Annotated in this window: 18 protein-coding genes; 12 read left to right on the top strand and 6 right to left on the bottom strand. The window is 72.1% G+C overall.

Going from position 1 to position 18495, the window contains the following annotated elements:
- Positions 1-51 precede the first annotated feature (51 nt).
- The 4 genes from AB0C33_RS38310 (at position 52) to AB0C33_RS38295 (ending at position 3696) form a co-directional block, all read left to right on the top strand.
- Positions 52-1476, top strand: coding sequence for an amidase family protein (locus tag AB0C33_RS38310; RefSeq protein WP_358296989.1), 1425 nt, complete (start codon positions 52-54; stop codon positions 1474-1476).
- A gap of 229 nt (positions 1477-1705) precedes the next feature.
- Entirely contained in the window at positions 1706-2284 is a 579-nt protein-coding gene (locus AB0C33_RS38305; protein WP_358296987.1) for an RNA polymerase sigma factor, read from the top strand.
- Positions 2281-3234: a CU044_5270 family protein gene (locus tag AB0C33_RS38300; RefSeq protein WP_358296984.1), complete on the top strand. Its 954-nt coding sequence runs from the start codon at positions 2281-2283 to the stop codon at positions 3232-3234. Before AB0C33_RS38305 ends, AB0C33_RS38300 begins: the two co-directional genes overlap by 4 nt.
- A 36-nt stretch (positions 3235-3270) precedes the next feature.
- A complete protein-coding gene (locus AB0C33_RS38295; RefSeq protein WP_358297296.1) occupies positions 3271-3696 on the top strand; it encodes a hypothetical protein in 426 nt (141 codons plus the stop codon).
- 83 nt (positions 3697-3779) lie between these two features.
- On the opposite strand, the gene AB0C33_RS38290 is transcribed toward AB0C33_RS38295, so the two are convergent.
- Entirely contained in the window at positions 3780-4184 is a 405-nt protein-coding gene (locus AB0C33_RS38290) for a TetR/AcrR family transcriptional regulator C-terminal ligand-binding domain-containing protein (RefSeq protein ID WP_358296981.1), read from the bottom strand.
- On the opposite strand from AB0C33_RS38290, the gene AB0C33_RS38285 reads away from it, so the two are divergent.
- Both AB0C33_RS38285 and AB0C33_RS38280 read left to right on the top strand, forming a co-directional pair.
- The gene (locus AB0C33_RS38285; RefSeq protein ID WP_358296979.1) at positions 4161-4361 is read left to right on the top strand and encodes a cytochrome P450; all 201 of its coding nucleotides are present in this window, start codon (positions 4161-4163) and stop codon (positions 4359-4361) included. The genes AB0C33_RS38290 and AB0C33_RS38285 overlap by 24 nt on opposite strands.
- A gap of 129 nt (positions 4362-4490) precedes the next feature.
- Positions 4491-5645: a serine hydrolase domain-containing protein gene (locus tag AB0C33_RS38280; protein WP_358296976.1), complete on the top strand. Its 1155-nt coding sequence runs from the start codon at positions 4491-4493 to the stop codon at positions 5643-5645.
- A 45-nt stretch (positions 5646-5690) separates the two neighbouring features.
- Here AB0C33_RS38280 and AB0C33_RS38275 read toward each other — a convergent pair whose 3' ends face one another.
- The gene (locus AB0C33_RS38275; protein WP_358296973.1) at positions 5691-6350 is read right to left on the bottom strand and encodes a hypothetical protein; all 660 of its coding nucleotides are present in this window, start codon (positions 6348-6350) and stop codon (positions 5691-5693) included.
- Positions 6343-6600, bottom strand: a complete 258-nt coding sequence (locus AB0C33_RS38270) for a hypothetical protein (RefSeq protein WP_358296970.1) — start codon at positions 6598-6600, stop codon at positions 6343-6345. The genes AB0C33_RS38275 and AB0C33_RS38270 overlap by 8 nt, the downstream gene beginning before the upstream one ends.
- 200 nt (positions 6601-6800) lie before the next feature.
- Here AB0C33_RS38270 and lgt point away from each other — a divergent pair, with 200 nt between their 5' ends.
- Complete coding sequence (gene lgt, locus AB0C33_RS38265; protein ID WP_358296968.1) at positions 6801-7637, top strand: prolipoprotein diacylglyceryl transferase; 837 nt, start codon at positions 6801-6803, stop codon at positions 7635-7637.
- A 14-nt stretch (positions 7638-7651) separates the two neighbouring features.
- Here lgt and AB0C33_RS38260 read toward each other — a convergent pair whose 3' ends face one another.
- From AB0C33_RS38260 to AB0C33_RS38250, 3 genes are all read right to left on the bottom strand, one after another.
- Positions 7652-8272: a DsbA family oxidoreductase gene (locus AB0C33_RS38260; protein WP_358296965.1), complete on the bottom strand. Its 621-nt coding sequence runs from the start codon at positions 8270-8272 to the stop codon at positions 7652-7654.
- 132 nt (positions 8273-8404) lie between these two features.
- Positions 8405-10390 (bottom strand): right-handed parallel beta-helix repeat-containing protein, encoded by a 1986-nt coding sequence (locus AB0C33_RS38255; protein ID WP_358296962.1) that lies wholly within the window; start codon positions 10388-10390, stop codon positions 8405-8407.
- 49 nt (positions 10391-10439) lie between these two features.
- Positions 10440-11570 (bottom strand): ROK family transcriptional regulator, encoded by a 1131-nt coding sequence (locus tag AB0C33_RS38250; RefSeq protein WP_358296959.1) that lies wholly within the window; start codon positions 11568-11570, stop codon positions 10440-10442.
- A 132-nt stretch (positions 11571-11702) separates the two neighbouring features.
- On the opposite strand from AB0C33_RS38250, the gene AB0C33_RS38245 reads away from it, so the two are divergent.
- Genes AB0C33_RS38245 through AB0C33_RS38225 form a run of 5 tightly spaced genes read left to right on the top strand, consistent with a single transcriptional unit; the run spans position 11703 to position 18489 of the window.
- On the top strand, positions 11703-12980 hold the full coding sequence (locus AB0C33_RS38245) for a Gfo/Idh/MocA family oxidoreductase (protein ID WP_358296956.1): 1278 nt from the start codon (positions 11703-11705) through the stop codon (positions 12978-12980).
- Positions 12981-12985: 5 nt separating this feature from the next.
- A complete protein-coding gene (locus AB0C33_RS38240) occupies positions 12986-14281 on the top strand; it encodes an extracellular solute-binding protein (protein ID WP_358296953.1) in 1296 nt (431 codons plus the stop codon).
- Between the two features lies 1 nt (position 14282).
- The gene (locus AB0C33_RS38235) at positions 14283-15233 is read left to right on the top strand and encodes a sugar ABC transporter permease (RefSeq protein ID WP_357977939.1); all 951 of its coding nucleotides are present in this window, start codon (positions 14283-14285) and stop codon (positions 15231-15233) included.
- Positions 15230-16123 carry a carbohydrate ABC transporter permease gene (locus tag AB0C33_RS38230; protein WP_358296950.1) on the top strand — a complete coding sequence of 298 codons (894 nt, stop codon included), beginning with the start codon at positions 15230-15232 and terminating at the stop codon, positions 16121-16123. The genes AB0C33_RS38235 and AB0C33_RS38230 overlap by 4 nt, the downstream gene beginning before the upstream one ends.
- 47 nt (positions 16124-16170) lie before the next feature.
- On the top strand, positions 16171-18489 hold the full coding sequence (locus AB0C33_RS38225; protein ID WP_358296947.1) for a discoidin domain-containing protein: 2319 nt from the start codon (positions 16171-16173) through the stop codon (positions 18487-18489).
- The last annotated feature ends 6 nt before the right edge of the window (positions 18490-18495 follow it).

The raw sequence follows: 18495 nt of genomic DNA, 5'->3' as shown, positions 1-18495 counted from the left end.
CTCAGACGATCGACGTACGGGCGCCCGAGCGCGCCCGGAGAAGGACTTTCCATGGACATCCATGAGTACGCCAGGTTCGACGCCACCGGCCTCCGCGACCTGATCAGGACGGGCGAGGCCGACGCCGGCGAGGTCGAGGCGGCGGCCCGCCAGGCACTGGCGCAGGTCGACGAACACGTGAACGGCCTGGCGCTGCCGGTGTTCTCTCCGGCGCTCGACCACGCGGCCGACGGCCCCTTCGCGGGGGTGCCGTTCCTCATCAAGGATCACGGGCCGGTGGCCGAAGGGGTGCCGTTCACGCTGGGCAGCCGGGCCTATCCCGGCGTCCTCGCCCGGCGCGACACCGACCTGATGACGCGGTTCCGCGCCGCCGGACTGGTCACGCTGGGCCTGACCACGGTGCCCGAGCTGTGCGTCAGCTTCACCACCGAGCCCGTGCGCTACGGGCCCGTACGCAACCCCTGGGTCCTGGGCCGCACCGCGGGCGGGTCGAGCGGCGGCGCCGCGGCGCTGGTGGCGGCCGGTGCTGTGCCGGTCGCGCACGCCAGCGACGGCGCCGGCTCGACCCGCATCCCGGCCGCCTGCTGCGGGCTGGTCGGGCTCAAGCTGAGCCGTGGGCGCGGCCCCTGCGGCCCGGACGCCGGCGAACTGGTGCTCGGCATGGCGGACGAGTTCGTGCTCACGCGCACGGTCCGCGACGCCGCGGGCCTGCTGGACGCGGTCCACGGGCCGGGGATCGGCGACAAGTACACCGCGCCTCCCCCGCGCGGGCCGTACGCGCGGGAGCTCGTGACGGATCCGGGCCGGTTGCGGGTCGCGCTGACCACCACCTCCTGGATGGGCACGGACGTGGACCCGGAGGTCGCCGCGGCGGCGGTCGCGACGGCCCGCGTGCTGGAGCAGGCGGGGCACGTCGTGGAAGAGGCGAGCCCCGCGGTCGACCGGGAGGACGCCATGAGGGCGTGGATCATCGAGGCCGTCGGGGTCGCCTCCCCGTGCCTGCTCGCGCCACGGCAGCCCGACGAGGCCAGGATGGAGGCGGTCTCGCGGGAGTTCCTGAAGGCGGCCAGGCAGGCCACCGCGCTGGACATGCTGGCCGCCTTCGACGCCCAGAACCGGATCACCCGTTCGGCGGCGGCCTTCTTCGCCGGGTACGACCTGCTCGTCACGCCCACCCTGGGCCGTCTGCCGGTGCCGCACGGCACGTTGCGGTACGACGATCCCGGTCAGACACTGCGGGGATGGCTGGAGACGTTGTCCTGGTTCGGGCCGTTCACGCAGTTGTTCAACACCACCGGGCAGCCGGCGATCAGCCTGCCGCTGGGGCAGAGCGCGGGCGGGCTGCCCATCGGCGTGCAGGTCGCCGCCGCCTACGGGCGCGAGGACCTGCTGTTCCAGGTGGCCGCGTACCTGGAACGGGCGATGCCGTGGCGGGACCGAGTGCCGCCGATCTTCGCGGGCGGCCTGCCCGGCTGACGGGGAGGCGGCCTCTCTGAGGCGGTGGGTGCGGGCGGCTCGGCTTCGAGCGGGGGCATGGTCATGCCCGCTCGAGGTCGTGGCCGCCCTTTCGTGCCGGTTCCAGGGCCGTCGCGAGTGCACTGTGGGGGTTCCCGCGAACGGCCGCGTCGCGGGAACGTCGCGTGAACTCGGTCGCCGGTTCGGGTGAAAGACGGGCGACACCACTTCCTTGCAAAGGCTCAACCACATGCCGCCCAGTACAACGCTGTCTGACGCCGCCCTGATCGAACGGTCGTGGCGAGATCCCGAGGACTTCGCCCTGCTGTTCGACCGGCACGCAGGACACATCCACCGTTATGTGGCCCGCCGGCTCGGCGACGACACGGCCGACGACGTCGTCTCCGAGACGTTCCTCGCGGCGTTCAGGCAGCGCCGGGACTACGACACCGCCCGTCCGGAGGCTCTCCCCTGGTTGTACGGCTTCGCGACCAACTTCGTCCGCCGGCACCAGCGCGCCGAGATCAATCGCTACAAGGCGTACTCGAAGGTGGGCGCGCTGCCCGACGCGGACGACGCCGCGGAACAAGCGCTTGAGCGGGCGAGCGCCCAGGCCGTACGCCGCCCGCTCGCCCGGGCGCTGGCCTCGCTGAAGGCCCGCGACCGGGACGTCCTCTTACTCGTGGCCTGGGCCGACCTCAGCTACGAGGAGGTGGCCAACGCCCTGTCCATCCCGATCGGAACGGTTCGTTCCCGCCTCAGCCGCGCGCGGGCCATCGTCCGCGACGTCCTCGGCAGCATCGACCCCACGATGGAGCAGACCTCATGAACGACCAGACCGACCTGACCGAGCTGCGTGACCTGTTCGCCGACAAGCCGTACCCGACGGCGGATCGCCTCGCTCCCGCCCGTGCCGCGCTCCTGGCCGAAGCCCGTACGAAGCGCCGGTTCCGGCCGACCGGGCCGCGGCGTCTGGTGCCGGCAGCGGGCCTGGTCGCGGCGATGGCCGCGGGGGTGATCGTCGTCCAGACGGTCAACTCCTCCGCGCCCGCGAGCGCCGCCGAGGTCCTGCGGCTGGCGGCCGAGGCCGCGACCGCCGCGCCCTGGCCGCAACCCCGTGACGACCAGTACCTCCACTACGAGCGCATCGCGGAGTCGCACAGCGAGAAGGGGGTCCGCAACGTCGTTCCGCGGCACAACACGGGTGAGGTCTGGGAGTCCGTGGACGGCTCCCGCACAGGGCTCCACTGGCACAAGCCGGCGAAGACCGTCCCCCGAGGGGGCGAGTACAAGGAGCTCCTGATCCGGTGCCCCGGACGCGGCTTCGGGCGTCCCACCTACGCCGACCTGCGCGAGTGGCCGGTCGACCGGGAGCGGCTCCGGCGCAAGCTGGCCGAACTCGGCAACGAGATGGTCGCCGGCACGGACACGGCGACCCGGACCTGGTACGGCGCCCGCTCCGTCCTCGGCAGCCCGGTCCCGCCCAGGCAGCAGGCGGCCATCTTCGAGATCGCCGCGACCCTGCCGGGCATCGAGATGGAGGAGCTCAAGGACGCCACCGGCAAGCCGGGCATCGCAGTGACCCGGGTGGACAACCTGGGGCCCGGGGGTACCGTCTCCCGGGAATCGCTCATCTTCGACAAGACCTCCTACGTCCTTGTGGGCGGGCAGGACTTCGTGCCGGGGCAAGGGCGTGAAGTGTGGTCCGTCACCCGTCCGCAGCTCACCGACGTCCTCCCGGCCTGGTCCGAGTCGGTGAAGCGGAAAGGCTGCGCCTGAGCTCGCGTACGGCGGACGACAGATGGACCGCGTCGGCTGCCCCTCCGCCCTGATCCAGTTACCGGCGCCGCCCCCGGCCACCGGCTCGAACGCCTCGTCCGAGATCAGCGACGGGTTCGGCTTCGCAGGGGCCGGGGCAGCCTCGCGGCTCGCGGCCGCTTCGGCTTTCACGCCGGTGGACGGGCAGACGATCTTCAGGGAACCGCCTGCGTCGCCGAACTCCTGCGCCCGGCCAGGCCCGTCCTCCTCGACCTCGCCGACCGCGCACACCTTCGCGAGGCCGCCCGCGCCTGGGGGCAGCGCGTCGACGTCCACACCGCCAGGACCGACCGGCGACCGTCCGACGCCCTGCTGATCCGCCCCGACGCGCACGTCGCCTGGGCCGCGTCCGTCGACGAACCCGCCGACACCGCCGTACCGGCGCTGCACGAAGCACTCTCCCTCTGGTTCGGCACCCCCTGACGTGGATCGGAAGCCGACCGGATGCGGGCAGGTTCGTACCGGTCGGGTAGGGGGCCACGTCCGGGGCCACCGGAACCAGCGGATCAGGAATCCGGTGACCCGCTCGCGGTCGCGGACGCCGGCCGCTCCCGCCCGGCCGCGCCGACGAGCGGGAGGACGACGTCGTCGACGATGGAGGCGATCACGTCGTCGGCGAGCGGCAGGCCGCCCAGGACCACCTCGTTGCGTGCCAGGTCGAAGGGCAGCCGGAGCACCCGGGCAGGTAGGTCGGCGGTGGGGATCTCGCCCCGCTCCGCGGCGCGCGCCAGGATGGCGGCCGTCGCATGCCCGGTCGTGGAGCGTGCGATCCACGACCGCACCGCGGCGGCGGCGTCCGGGTCGCGGGCCGTTTCCGCGAGCAACCCGGCCAGCACCTCGCCGCGGACGGCGACGAGGCGCTGCTCGACCGCCCCCTGGAGCTGGACGTGCGGCGGCCCGCCGGACGACATCTCACCTTCGGCCACGGCGCCCACCAGTGCCTCGGGCAGAACCTGGCCCGCGCCGAGCTGGAGACGGCCTTCCGCGCCCTGTTCACCCGCATCCCCACGCTCACCCTGGCCGCACCGGCCGGCGAACTGACCACCACGCGCGGATCGGGCCTGGAGAGGCTGCCCGTCACCTGGTGACGGACTCCGTGGACCGGCCCGGACTACTCCCGGCGTCGTAGCCGGCCGCGCACTGGTCCCCTGGCGGTAGAGGCAGGTCACTCCGCCGGCAGGACGCCCCCGGGCGGCGGCGCGACCATCATGGCGGGCATGAGATCAGCAGTGAATGACCGGGAGAGGTCGGAGGTCCTGGGTTCCGCGCTGGACGGCGTGCGCCGCGCGGGCGTGCCGGGCGTGTACGCCGAGGTGCGCGACGCCGGCCGGGTGTGGCGGGGCGCCGCCGGGGTCGCCGACCTGGAGACCGGCCGTCCGGTCGAGCCCGGGATGGCGCAACGGGTCGGCAGCATCACCAAGACCTTCGTCGCGGCCGCCGTCCTGCAGCGGGCCGAGCGGGGCGACCTCCAGCTCGACGCGCCGATCGGCCGCTACCTGCCCCGGCTGGTGCCGGGCGGGCGCGGGCAGCGGATCACCGTCCGGATGCTGCTCAACCACACCAGCGGCATCGCCGAGTACCTTCCCGCCGCGTTCCCGTCACTGGGCGGATTCCCGTCCCTGCCGGACGTCTCGCCGGACAGCCTGGACGGCAACCGGTTCACCTACTTCCCGCCGGCCGAGCTGATCAGGATGGGGCTCGCGGCGCCTCCGACCGGCGAGCCCGGCGGCTCTCCCGGCGTCTACTCCAACACCAACTACATGATCCTCGGCCGGCTTCTGGAGCACGTGACCGGCGCCACGGCCGAGGGGTACGTCACCCGGCACGTCATCGAACGCGCCGGGCTGCGCAACACCGCCTTCCCCGGCGGACCGAGGATCGAGCAACCGCACCCGCGGATCTACGAGTCGTTCTTCGGCATGATCGACCCGCCCCGCGACTACAGCGTGTACGACATGTCCTGGGTGCGGACGGCGGCGTCCCTGGTGTCCACCATGGAGGACCTCAACACCTTCTACGGCCTGCTGCTCTGCGGCGAGATCGTCGGCCTGTCCATGCTGGCGGAGATGCACCGCACGGTCCCGGTCCGCGCCCACACCGGGGAGATCATCGACTACGGCCTCGGCCTGCAGAGGGTCGAGATCCCGGGAGGCGGCACCTGCTGGGGCCACGGCGGCACGGTCTGGGGGGCCACGACGATGTCGCTGACCCGCGACGACGGCAGGCGGCAGATGTCCATCACGACGAACCTGGCGAGATGGAACAGGCCGGACGCGTCGGGCAGGCCCCGGCCTCATCCGATCGACGCCGCCCTGGCCGCCTTCAGCCGGCAGGTCATGGGTCCTCGCAGCAGAGGCGGCAGCCGTGCGTGACCGAGCCCGTGCCGCCGCCCGCCGTGGCCGGACGCGGGGGCGGGGTCAGTCCGCGCGCCGGTACTGGAAGTCGTCGAAGTAGTCGCGCAGCCGCTTGTCGTGCCTCTCCACGGCCCCCGGATCGACGATCCAGAACGCGTACGCCTCCGCGAACAGCTCGCCCGCCGAGGTCTGCGCGTACGGGGTGAGGTCCTGCCGCACGTTCTCCTTCTTCACGAACACCACGAAGTTGCGCAGGCACGGGGTGATGTCGTTCCCCTGCGGCGTCTTGTACTTCGCCCGCCAGCGGGCCTCCAGGATCTGCGCGTCGCACCACCGGACGACCTCGTCCCGGTAGGTCTGCCAGGTCGTCTGGGTGACCTTGGCCGTCACGTCGAGCTTGAGCTGCTCGAAGGCGCTCTCCTGCTGGTAGAGGCCCTTCTCGCCCGCCTCGATCCACCCCTGGACCTTCACGATCGCGTCGAGCAGGGCGTTGTACTCGGCCTTGGCGCCGGCGCCCGTGAGCGTGGGGCCGAGCTCGTTCAGCGCGGTGTTGTCGGTTCTGAGCTGGAGGGCCTCGGTCACCGCGTCCTGCGGGACGCGCTCGGCCGGGCGGTACCGCTGCCCGCCGACGCTCTGGACGGCCCAGGCCGCGTTGTTCCGGGACTCGGTCCGGCACGCGGCGCTCTCCACGACATGGCCGACCTCGTGCAGGATGTCACGCACGCTCGGCGGGCAGGCGCGCGTGGAGGCGCCGCCGTAGAAGGTCGGGGGCGGGGACGAGCCGCAGGGCTTCGTTCAGCTTGACCAGGTGCTCGACGGTCCAGGGGCCGGTGATCGCCGCGAGTTCGTAGGTGTTCGTGAGTGACTGCGTCAGCTGGTTCAGGTCGCGGCTCGGCGGCTCGGCGCCGGCCGGCAGGCCGCGCCCGACCAGGGTCGCGGTCGCGTGGCGGCCCTGGCCGTAGGCGAGGATCACCTGGCCGACGGTGGTGTCCGTGAGGGGCAGGATCTGGTGGTTGGTCTGAGGGCTGATACGGTCCGACTCCTTTACAACGTAGATTCCTTACGTCCGGATAGAGAGCAGGCCGTCGGGGTTGCTCGCGGGGTGGTCGCGGATGGCTCGCGATCAGGTCACGGGAACGGCCTCGGGGCCGTTTGCTGGCTAGCGTCACCGGCATGCCCCTCGCCTCGATTCCCAGCCCTTCCCAGGGGGTCTGGTATCTCGGATTCGTGCCGATCCGGGCCTATGCGTTGTGCTTCATCGTCGCCATCGGGTTCGGCATCTGGCTGAGCGAGCGCCGCTGGCGCGCCCGCGGCGGCGAGCGGGGCACGATCGGCGACATCGCGATGCCGGCGGTGATCTTCGGGCTGGTCGGCGGGCGTCTGTACCACGTCCTCGTCGACTGGCAGACCTATTTCGGCCCGCGCGCGATCAAGGAGCCGTACCAGGCGCTGTTCGTCTGGGAGGGCGGGCTCGGCATCTGGGGCGCGGTCGCCCTGGGCGGCGGGGGCGTGTGGCTGGCCTGCCGCCGCCGGGGGGTGCCGCTCGGGCCGGTGGCCGACACGATCGCGCCCGGCATCGCGTTCGGGCAGGCCATCGCCCGGTGGGGCAACTGGTTCAACCAGGAGCTGTACGGCAGCCCGACCACCCTGCCGTGGGGCCTGGAGATCGACCAGGCGCACGGCGGCCTGCCGGGCACGCTCTACCACCCGACGTTCCTGTACGAGTCCCTGTGGGACGTGGCCCTCGGCTTCGCGCTGATCCTGGCCGGCCGGCGGCTGCGGCCGGACCGCGGCCGGCTGTTCGCCCTCTACGTCGCCGGTTACACCGCCGGACGGTTCTGGATCGAGGGGCTGCGCATCGACCCGGTCGGCGGCGTGGACCACGCCGTGACGCTGCTGGGCCTGCGGATCAACCAGTGGACCTCGATCGCGCTGTTCGCCGGCGCGCTGATCTTCCTCTGGGCGACTCGCCGCAAGGAGGACGAACCGGCCCTGGAGCACAGCGCCTGACGGCCAGGACGGCGTCAGCCGGCCGGGTCGCCGAGCAGCCGTCGCAGGTCGGCGACCGGCTGGACCCCGGAGACCGGCGGACGGCCGTCGATCACCAGGCTGGGCACGCCGGTGACGCCGTGCTCGGCCGCGCGGCGCCGGTCGGCGCGCACCTGCTCGGCGTACTCGTCGCCGGCCAGGACGGCGCGCGCCTCCGCGCCGTCCAGCCCGGCCTGACCGGCCAGCCGCCGCAGGACCTCCGCGTCGGCCACGTTGAGCCCTTCGGTGTGGTACGCGTGCAGCAGCGCCTCCAGCATCTCCTCGGCCCGGCCGCGGGCGGCGGCCAGCTTGACCAGCCGGTGGGCGTCGAAGGTGTTCACCGGCCGGGCCAGGTGCAGGTTCAGCTCCAGGCCCTCGGCCGCCCCCACCTCCCGGATGTGGGCGACGCGGGCGGGAGCCCGCTCCCCCCACCAGCCCGCCATGGCCTCGGCGGCGGTCGGGCCGGGGGTGCGGCCCTCGTCGGGCGCGAGTTCGTGGCTGCGCCAGACGATCTCGACGCCGTCGCGGGCGGGGTGCCCGGCCAGCGCGCGGGACAGGCGTCGCTTGCCGATGTAGCACCAGGGGCACAGCACGTCGGCGTAGATCTCAAGCTTCATGAACGTCCTGTCCTGATCGGGAGAAGCGGTCGGGGGGCCAGGACATCGTGCAATCTCAACCGCGCTTGAGGTCAACCCGGCGGTGGAAGGCCGCGCCGGGAGTCCCGGCGCGGCCGTCGACGAGGGACGGGTTCAGCGGGTCGTGATCTCGCTGACGGACAGGTTGCCCCAGGTGTGGTTGGCGGCCTTGACGACCAGGCGCACCTGGGTGGTGGTGACCGGCGCGGGCAGCGGCACCGGCCGCCGCTCGACCGTGGCGGTGTTGCTCGCCCAGCTGATCGCCGCGCCGGCCGTCCGGGTCACCCAGGCCGAGCCGTCCCAGGTCTGGACGTCGAGGGAGGTGATGCCCTGGCCCTGGCCGAAGTGGGTGGCCAGCACGACCTCGCCGACCGTCCTGGGGCTGGGGAAGGTGAGCGTGACGGTGCCCGGATAGGTGACGCCGGAGGACGGGCTGGCCCAGGTCGTGTAGTCCCAGCCGTCGGTGAGGGCGGCGGGGGTGGTGCTCTGGCCGTTGCCGAAGGAGGTGGTCACGGTCGCGGCCGGCTCGGACAGGCCCGCGCCCGCCGTCCGCTGGACGGCGCCGAGGTCGGGCATGCCCGAGGGCAGGGCCGTGCCGGAGACGTCGCGGCCGCCGTCGGAGGCGATCTCCAGGCCCTGCCGCAGGACCGGGGACGACGCCGTCGGGAGGTAGCCGGACAGGTCGGCGAGCGTGGTGGCGGCGCCGGGCGCGGTCAGCAGCGGGTTGCCGGACAGGGCCGCCCGGTCGCCGCCGGGGACCGGCCCGGAGTAGTAGAGGTTGCGGTCGTACTGCACGGCGCCGCCGTCGTTGTAGGGCAGGTTGGCGCCGTTGTGGATGACGTTGTTGCGCAGCCGGACGTTGCTCACCGAGCTGCTCCACACCTTCACCAGGCTGAACGAGGCCCGGTCCGGATGGTTCTGGATGAACGGCGTCAGCGGGACCCAGATGGTGTTGTTGTAGGCGTCGATGTTCCTGGTGTTGGTGGAGAAGGCGAAGACCTGGTTGGCGTCGTTCTGGCTGACGTTGTAGCGGATGGTCGCCTCGGCCGGTCCGGTGCCGGCCGAGACGGCGATGAAGAAGCCGCCCTCGTTGTCGTGGCTGAAGTTGTACTGGACCAGGCTGCGGTGGACGGAGGCGTCGGCGTCGAAGGCGTTGCCGTCGCTGGCCAGGCCCCAGTACTTCGTCCCGGACACCTCGTTGAACTGGACCACGGTGTCGTCGGCCCCGGCCCACCAGATGCCGACGTTGCCGTGGTTCTGGGCGGTTCTGGCGACCCGGTTGCGTTCGATGAGCGCGCCCTGGGCCTGCATGACGGTGATGCCGCCCGCCGAGATGTCGTGCACGTCGTTGCCGCGGACGACGACGCCCGTGCTCGGCGTCCAGGGCCGGTAGTCGGCGGCGGGGATGCCCATGAGGTCGCTCCACAGGGACGTCCAGCCTTCGCGCTGCATCCACTGCGACCAGGTGACGATCCCGTACGAGCGGGAGTCGGCGACCTCGTTGCCCTCGATGAGCAGGTCCTGGTAGTAGGTGGCGGTGTTCTTGCCCAGCGCGCTCACGATGATCCCGCCCGCCGACGGGTTGGAGGACTGCGAGCCGGAGGCGGCGCCCTGGATGGCGTGCACGTGGTTGCCGCGCACGGTGATCCGGGGGACGGCGCCGAGGTCGGTCGCGGTGACCGCGATGCCGATGCGCGGCGTGCTCCCCGACCCGGTGTTGGTCACCTCGAAGCCGTCCAGGACGACGTCGTGCAGGTCGGCGAGCTTGACGGCCGCGTCCACGACGCCGCCGCCGGCGATGGACGGCCGGGCGCCGGCGCCGTAGGAGGTGAAGGTGACCGGGCTGCCGGCCGAGCCCGAGCCGCGCGGCGCGAGCCGTCCGGTCCACTGCCCGCCCGCCTTGAAGCGGACGGTGTCGCCGGGCTGGAAGGTCTGGGCGTTGACCTTGTCGAGGGTCCGCCACGCGGTGGACGGGGAGTGCCCGTCGGCCGCGTCGTTCCCTGCGGGGTCGACGTAGTAGGAGGTGGCGGCGTAGGCCGGGGCGGGCGCGGCCACGAAGGTCAGGACCAGCGCGGCGCACGGTAAGAGAACTCGGAACACGGCAACTCCTGGGGAGAGGTGACGGTCGGGCGCCCGAGTTACTAATTAATCAAGGTTTAATATCTTGCCTGAAGAGGGTCAGGTCAAGAGGGAGATCCACGTCGTAGAGAAGCTCGTCCACGTGGTTGAGCGCGTGCCGTACGGCGCCGAGCACGACGGCCTGGTCGGCGAGGGTGGAGATCTCCAGGGCGGGCGGTTCGAGGCAGAGCGGGTCCAGGTGCCGGCGCAGCGGCTCCATGAGCACGTCGCCCGAGCGCGAGACGCCGCCGCCCACCACCACCAGGTCGGGGTCCACGGTCAGCACGATGGCGGCGATGCCCTCGGCCAGGTCGTGCGCATACTGCTCGACCGCCCACCGGGCGGCGGGGTCGCCGTCCCTGGCCGCGGCGAAGACCAGCCCGGCCACCTCCTCCGGCGCGGCGCCGGGGGCGAAGCGGGCCAGGTGGTCGGGGGCGCGGTGCCAGCCGACCAGGTGCAGCGCGCCGATCTCGCCCGCCATGCCGCGCCCGCCGCGGTGCAGCTCGCCGCGCACCAGGATGCCGGCGCCGGTGCGCACGCCCGACAGCACGAACACCACGTCGTCCACCTCGCGGGCCACCCCGGCCCACCGTTCGGCCAGGGCGGCCAGGTTGCAGTCGTTCTCCACCAGGACCCGGCAGGGGTAGTCGCGGCCCACCTCCGCCGCCAGGTCCAGGCCCGTCCACTCGGGCAGCCCCACGCACAGGCGGACCGTCCCGGACGGGCTCACCACGCCGGTGGTGCCCACGGCCACCGACAACACCTGGTCGGCGGTGACGCCGGCCTCCCGCAGCGCGGCCGCCATCGTCGCGCGGACGGCCGCCAGCCGCTCGGCCCTGCCGTAGTCGGCCTGCACGCGGGTGAAGCCGAGGCCGACGGGCTCGCCCTCCAGGTCGGTCACCTGGGCGCGGACGCTGGAGGAGCCGATGTCGACGCCGACGACGTAACCGGTCGTGGCCCGGAACCGGTAGAGGCGGGCCGGGCGGCCCATCTGGCCGGCCTCGGGGGCGACCTCCTCCAGCCATCCGTGTCCGTGCAGCTCCTCGACCAGGCCCTCCACGGTCGGCCTGGACAGCCCGGCGCGGCGGGCCAGGTCGGTGAGCGGGACGACGCCCGCCGCGCGGATCGCCCGCAGCGTCGCGATCATGTTGATCCGCCGCAAGCGATGTGCGTCGCTTCCTTGGAGCGCGACCTTCCGCATGGACCCCCCTTGACAGTGCTGCCTGGCGACCAATACAAACAGGGACTAATAAAAACAGCTTTAATTACTAAGTGGCAAACCGGAAGGACATCGATGTCGGAACCCGTCGTCACGCTCGCCGTCGCGGGCGCGGGGCTGCGGAGCACGCTGTACGCCCGCCGGGCCCTGACGACCGGCCGCGCGAGGATCGTGGCGGTCGCCGAGCCTGATCCGCGACGCCGCGCCGCCTTCGCCGCCGAGCACGGCATCGCGCCCGGCAACGTCTTCGCCGACTGGGCCGACCTCGTCGCGGCCGGCAGGCTGGCCGACGCCGTGATCATCGGCACCCAGGACCGGATGCACGCCGAGCCCGCGGTCGCCGCGGCCGACCTCGGCTACCACATCCTGCTGGAGAAGCCGATGGCCCCGACCGAGGAGGAGGCCGCGCGCATCGCCGAGGCCGCCGAGCGCAACGGGGTCATCCTGGCCGTCTGCCACGTCATGCGCTACACCGACTACACGCGGGCGCTCAAGTCGCTCCTCGACCGGGGCGCCGTCGGCCAGATCATGAACATCCAGCACCTGGAGCAGGTCGGCTGGTGGCACCAGGCGCACTCCTTCGTCCGCGGGAACTGGCGCAACGAGGCGGAGTCGGCTCCGCTGCTGCTGGCCAAGGCCTGCCACGACCTCGACTGGATGGCCTACGTCAAGGGCAGTCTGCCGCACCGGGTGTCCTCCTTCGGCGATCTCGTCTATTTCCGCGAGGAGCAGGCCCCGGCCGGCGCCACGGCCAACTGCCTCGACTGCCCGGTGGAGGCCACCTGCCCGTACTCGGCCAAGCGGCTCTACCTGGGCTGCCTCGGCGACCCGGACAAGGAGTGGTGGCCGCTGTCGGCGGTCACCGCCGACCACACGGAAGCGGGCGTGCTGACCGCGCTGCGCGAGGGCCCGTACGGCCGGTGCGTGTTCGCCTGCGACAACGACGTGGTCGACAGCCAGGTGGTGAACCTGGAGTTCGCCGACGGCGCCACCGCCTCGCTCACCGTCACCGCCTTCGCCGCCCTGGAGCACCGCAAGACCCGGATCTTCGGCACGCACGGCTCCATCGAGGGCGACGGCGTGCGACTGCGCCTGCACGACTTCCTCACCGACCGGATCACCGAGATCGACACCCGGACCGGCGCCGGGGCCTCGATGGCCGGCGGCCACGGAGGCGGCGACGACGGCCTGATGGACGCCTTCCTCGACGCCGTGGCCTGCGGCGACCCGGCGATGATCCGGTCCAGCGGCCACGAGAGTTTGGCCACGCACCGCGTGGTCTGGGCGGCCGAGCGCGCCCGCCTGTCCGGCACGGTGATCACTCTCGCCGAGCCCTCCCCCCTTGAAAGGTGACAACCATGACCAACGTCCTCTCCCGGACGGCCGCGCTGGTGGCGGTCGGCGCGCTCGCGTTCGGTGTGACCGCGTGCGGCAACAAGAACAGCGGCGGCCCGGCCGGGCAGGCCGAGCAGAAGTCCCTCGTCTACCGCTCCTCCTGGGGCGAGCAGGAGCCGCAGGCCAAGATCTTCAAGGCGATTCTGGACGACTTCGCCAAGCAGAACAACGTCAAGGTGGACGCGAAGTTCGTCGGCCGCAAGGGCACCGAGAACCTGCCCACCGAGATGGCCGCCGGCCAGGGCCCCGACCTGTTCGACGTCGCGACCGACAACCTGCCCGGCTGGCGGGCCCAGAACCTGAACGCCCCGCTGGACGACCTGCTCACCAAGCAGGTGCCCGGCGAGGGCAAGACCGTCGGCGACGTGCTGCCCGACTCGGTCCGGCAGGCCGCCTCCGACGACAAGGGGCTGGGCTTCCTCCCGCACACCGTGATCTCCACCGCCGTCTGGTACGACGCCGCCAAGCGCCCCGAGCTGGCCGACAACCCGCCGCGCAGCTGGGCGGACCTGATCGCCTTCCTCGACAAGGAGAAGGCCGCCGGCCGGACCGGCATCGGCCAGGACGGCACCATCCCCTTCTACAACGTCTACTGGTTCTACTCGGCCCTGGTCCGCGCCAACGGCGCCGGCAGCCTGCTGGCGCTGTCGAAGGACGCCGCCGCCTGGGACAAGCCCGAGGTGCTGGCCGCCGCCAAGCAGGTCGAGCAGCTCACCAAGGGCGGCTACTTCCAGAAGGACCACATGGCCACGAAGTACCCGGCCGCGCAGGACGACTGGGCGCAGGGCAACTCCGCCCTGAACATCAACGGCACCTGGCTGGCCAGCGAGGTCAAGGCGAAGACCCCGCCCGGCGCCAAGATCCGCTCCTTCCAGCTCCCCGTCGGCGGCAAGGACTCCGTCGAGGTCGGCGCGCTCGGCTGGGGCGTCAACGTCAAGGGCAAGAACGTCGAGACGGCCAAGGAGTTCCTGGCCTTCGCGCTGCAGAGCAAGTACCTGAGCCGTGTCTCCACCGAGGCGCTCAACATCCCCTCGCGCCCCGACATCCCCGCCCCCGACTTCCTCGCCGACGTGCAGAAGGCGATCGCCGAGGCGCCCGCCGTGCACAAGACCTACGACACCCTGGCCGCCGACAAGGCGTACTGGGTGGACCTCCTGCTGCCCCTGGACGACCAGCTCCTGGCCGGCAAGATCGACGCCGCCGAGTTCGTCGCGCAGGGCAAGAAGAAGACCGCCGACTACCTCGCGAACAAGGGCTGACATGGCATACGGCTCCCTCGTTGCGGAGACGGCGCTCCCGTCGCGGGATCCGTACCGCGGCAAGATTCTGCGGCCGGCGCGGGAACGGGCCTTCTGGCCCTTCCTGCTGCCCGCGCTCGCGCTCTACACGCTGCTGTTCGTGCTGCCCTCCTTCTACGGCGTGTGGGTCAGCCTGTACCGCTGGGCCGGTCCTGGCGCCGAGATGGAGTGGCGCGGCCTGCGCAACTACCAGGCGCTGCTGCGCAACGACGCGTTCCTGCAGTCGTTCGCCAACACCTTCCTCCTGGCGGTCGCGGGCGGCGCGCTGGTCTTCGGGATCACGTTCCTGTCGATGATGGCGCTGCGCCACCTGAAGGGACGGGCCTTCATCCGGTCCGTCGTCTTCCTGCCGATGATCATCTCGGCGATCGCGGTCGGCGCCGCGGTCGGGTTCCTGCTCAACCCCGGCGGCGTCGTCAACCAGGTGCTGGGCTGGGCGGGCATCGACGGGCTGCCCTGGCTCGGCCCCGACCTGGTCTTCCGGTGCGTCATCGGCGGGCTGGTCTGGTCCTCCACCGGCTTCTACATCGCGCTGATGATGTCGGCCGTGGACGGCATCCCGCCCCACCTGTACGAGGACGCGGTGCTCGGCGGCGCGACCAAGTGGGAGCAGTTCCGCCACATCACGCTGCCGCTCACCTGGGACGTGTTCGCGGTCGCCGCCGTGTTGTGGGTGGTCAACAGCCTCAAGGTGTTCGAGATCGTGATCGCCTTCACCACCGGCGGCACGCCCGGCGCCCCGCCGCTGCAGGCCAGGACCGTGGCCGTGCAGCAGTACACGGTGATCACCGGGGGCGGCGTGCCCGATCTGGGGTCCGGCGCCGCGATGGGGGTGGTGGTGACCCTGATCACCATCGTGCTGATCGTCCTGGTGCGCCGCATCACCCGCCGAGAGAGCGTGGAGCTGTCATGACGACCGTCCCGGTGAGGCGTCCGCTGGCCCGGCTGCTGGGCGACCTGCTGCTGCCCCGGCTGACCGCCGTGGCCCTGTGGGCGTGGGTGGTCTTCAACCTGGCCCTGGTCGCCTGGGTCGGCCTGCAGTCGCTGAAGTCCTCCGGCGAGGTGTGGCTGCACCCGTTCGCGCTGCCCGACTCCCCCGCCTGGGAGAACTACGACTCGGCCTGGCAGGCCGGCCAGTTCTCGATCGCCGCGCTCAACAGCGTCGTGCTGACCGCGCTCGGCGCGTTCCTCATCGTCGCGATCGCGGCGCCCGCCGCCTACGCGCTGTCGCGGTCGTCGCGGCGGATCGCCGGGCCGATCACCGGGTTCTTCGCCGTCGGGCTGAGCATCCCGCTGCAGACCATGGCGATCCCGATCGTGGTGGCCAAGCTGTCGGTCTACACGTTCATGGAGGACTGGGTCACCGGCTGGTGGGACAACCGCATCACGCTGCTGGTGTTCGAGGTCGTCCTGTCGCTGCCGTTCGCGGTGTTCGTCCTGACCGGCTACTTCCGGTCGCTGCCCAGGGAGGTCGAGGAGGCCGCCGAGCTCGACGGCGCCGGGCCGCTGACGGCGTTCGTCCGCGTGATCGCGCCGCTGGCCCGGCCGGGCCTGACCACCGTGCTCGTGCTCAACGTGATCGGCCTGTGGAACTCCACCCTGCTGGTCCTGCTCATCACCCCGTTGCCCGAGGAGCGCACGCTCCCGGCGGCCCTGCTCAACCTGTACTCGACCATGCAGTACAGCTCCGACTGGGGCGGCCTGTTCGCCGGGATCGTGATCCTCATCTATCCGATGGTCATCCTCTACATCTGGCTCGGCCGGCGGGTCGTCGAAGGCATGACGGCCGGTATCGGCAAATGACCTGGAAAGGACGCCCGCTCTTGCGCGTCATCGTCACCGCTTTAACGTTGTTCGCCGGACTCCTGGCCGCCACCCCCGCGCAGGCCGCGACCGGCACCACCTACTACGTCGACGCCTCGGCCGGCAATGACGCCGCCGACGGGTCGAGCCCGGCCACCGCCTGGCGGAGCCTGGACAAGGCGAGCGAGCTGCGGCTCGGCCCCGGCGACCGGCTGCTGTTCCGGGCCGGGCAGCGCTGGACCGGCCGGCTCACCCTGAAGGGCGCCGGCGCGCCCGGCGACCCGGCGACGGTCGGCTCCTACGGCCAGGGCGCCAAGCCGCTGATCGCGGGCGGCGGGCTCGACGGCGCCGCCGTCACGATCGCCGACGTGCACGACTTCGTCGTGGACGGCCTCCAGGTGACCAACAGCGACGGCCGGGCCGTCTACCGCACCGGCGTCAACCTGTACGCCAAGGACTCCGGCAAGCTGGCCAACGTCACCCTGCGCAACCTCGACATCCACGACGTGGACGGCGCCGGCGGCCACAGCGTCGCCACCGCCGGGCTGCTGATCTCGATCAGGGGCAACCGGACGCCGACCTGGTTCGACCGGCTGGTCATCGAGGACAACGAGATCTCCAAGATCGGCTCCTACGGGATCATCATGTGGTCCACCTGGTCCCGCCGCAACGGCATGACCAGCCTCTACCCGGTCGAGACCGGCATCCCCGACAGCGAGGTGGTCGCCTGGACGCCGAGCACGGGCGTCGCCATCCGCGGCAACCACGTCCACGACGTGACCGGCGGCGGCATCACCCCGATGCACACCAAGGGCGCGCTGGTCGAGGGCAACAAGGTCGAGCGGGCGGTGACCGGCCGCACCAAGCCGACCGGCGGCAACGTCGGCATCTGGTGGCAGGGCAACGACGACCTCGTCGTCCAGCGCAACGAGGTCAGCGGCACCGGGTTCAACGGGCCGGGCTCCGACGGGCACGGCTTCGACTCCGACGCCGACAACAACCGCAGCATCGTGCAGTACAACTACAGCCACCACAACGACGGCGGCTTCTTCATCGCGGTGTCCTTCGCCGGCGCGCCCACCCGCGACACCGTGGTCCGCTACAACGTCAGCGAGAGCGACGGCTACGAGGTGTTCGGGCTGTCCACGGCCACCCACGGCACCGACATCCACCACAACACCGTCTACGCCGACGGCCGGGTGGTCGAGGTGAAGCCGCCGCTGGCCGGGGCCGGCAAGTATCCCCTGGGCAAGGTCGTGCGGATCTACAACGACGCCGCGGGCGTCACGGTGCGCGACAACGTGTTCCTCAACGCGGCCGGCGCCGGGTTCGACGGCAAGAACGGCGCGATCTACGACCACAACCTGTACTGGGGCACGCCGCAGCCGCCGACGGGGCCCGACCACAAGGCGATCGTGGCCGACCCCCGGCTGGCCTCGCCCGGCTCCGGCGGCCTGGCCGGTTACCGCCCGCTCGACGGCTCGCCGGTGTTCGACGCGGGCGTGAGCGTGCCCGCCGTCTCCGACCTGGCCGGCACGCCCGTCCCGGACGCGGCGCCCGACCTCGGGGCCTACCAGCGGGCCGTCCCGCTCCCCGAGGTGAGCAGCACGTTCACGCCCAAGGGCCATCTGGAGCGGCTGGCCGACCGTGACCCGGACACCTTCTGGCAGAGCGTGCCCAAGCCGCGGTTCCCCGGCACCGTCGACCTGACCTACGCCGTGCCGCGCACCTTCGGCCGCGTCGAGGTGAGCGGCTCGCCGGACATCGTGTTCGACGTCCAGACCTCCGCGGACGGCCGTACCTGGCAGACCAGGGCGAGCGGCGCCAAGCAGGCGGTGACGCTGCCCGAGCAGGTCACCACGCGCCGGGTGCGGCTGGTCGTCACCGGCGAGGGCCGCTTCCGGATCGGCGAGGTGCGGCTGAGCGTGCCCGCCGCCGCCGAGCCGTACCTGCCGCCCGGCGGCGTGCCGGTGGCCACCTCGTCGTTCGTGTCGGCGTCCGCGCTGGAGAACCTGATCGACGGCGACCCCGGCACGCCGTGGGCCTCGGCCTCGACCGGGGTGACCTTCCCCGGCGACATCACCGTCGACTACCGCACGCCGCGGACCGTCTCCGAGGTCACCCTGCACACCGCCTGGGCCAAGGGCCAGGGCATCACGGACGTCTCGCTCCAGACCTGGGACGGCGACTCCTGGGTCACCCGGGTCGACCACCATCTCATCGACTGGCCGTCCAGCAGCGCCACCGTCGAGACCAGCACGATGCGGCTGCCCGCGCCGGTGTCCACGCAGAAGATCCGGCTGATCGTCCACAAGGCGAACCTCGAATGGGGCAACCTCGCCCTCTACGAGATCGTCACCCGCTGACCAGAT

Source organism: Nonomuraea sp. NPDC048881, assembly GCF_040649795.1.
Taxonomy (GTDB): domain Bacteria; phylum Actinomycetota; class Actinomycetes; order Streptosporangiales; family Streptosporangiaceae; genus Nonomuraea.
This window is presented reverse-complemented; position numbering and strand designations above follow the sequence as displayed.

What these genes read in the sequence shown, in the direction of transcription:
- AB0C33_RS38310 (WP_358296989.1), top strand. Translation starts at nt 52, where the DNA reads ATGGACATCCATGAGTACGCCAGGTTCGACGCCACCGGCCTCCGCGAC.
- AB0C33_RS38305 (WP_358296987.1), top strand. Translation starts at nt 1,706, where the DNA reads ATGCCGCCCAGTACAACGCTGTCTGACGCCGCCCTGATCGAACGGTCG.
- AB0C33_RS38300 (WP_358296984.1), top strand. Translation starts at nt 2,281, where the DNA reads ATGAACGACCAGACCGACCTGACCGAGCTGCGTGACCTGTTCGCCGAC.
- AB0C33_RS38290 (WP_358296981.1), bottom strand. Translation starts at nt 4,184, where the DNA reads ATGTCGTCCGGCGGGCCGCCGCACGTCCAGCTCCAGGGGGCGGTCGAG.
- AB0C33_RS38280 (WP_358296976.1), top strand. Translation starts at nt 4,491, where the DNA reads ATGAGATCAGCAGTGAATGACCGGGAGAGGTCGGAGGTCCTGGGTTCC.
- lgt (WP_358296968.1), top strand. Translation starts at nt 6,801, where the DNA reads ATGCCCCTCGCCTCGATTCCCAGCCCTTCCCAGGGGGTCTGGTATCTC.
- AB0C33_RS38260 (WP_358296965.1), bottom strand. Translation starts at nt 8,272, where the DNA reads ATGAAGCTTGAGATCTACGCCGACGTGCTGTGCCCCTGGTGCTACATC.
- AB0C33_RS38245 (WP_358296956.1), top strand. Translation starts at nt 11,703, where the DNA reads ATGTCGGAACCCGTCGTCACGCTCGCCGTCGCGGGCGCGGGGCTGCGG.
- AB0C33_RS38240 (WP_358296953.1), top strand. Translation starts at nt 12,986, where the DNA reads ATGACCAACGTCCTCTCCCGGACGGCCGCGCTGGTGGCGGTCGGCGCG.
- AB0C33_RS38235 (WP_357977939.1), top strand. Translation starts at nt 14,283, where the DNA reads ATGGCATACGGCTCCCTCGTTGCGGAGACGGCGCTCCCGTCGCGGGAT.
- AB0C33_RS38230 (WP_358296950.1), top strand. Translation starts at nt 15,230, where the DNA reads ATGACGACCGTCCCGGTGAGGCGTCCGCTGGCCCGGCTGCTGGGCGAC.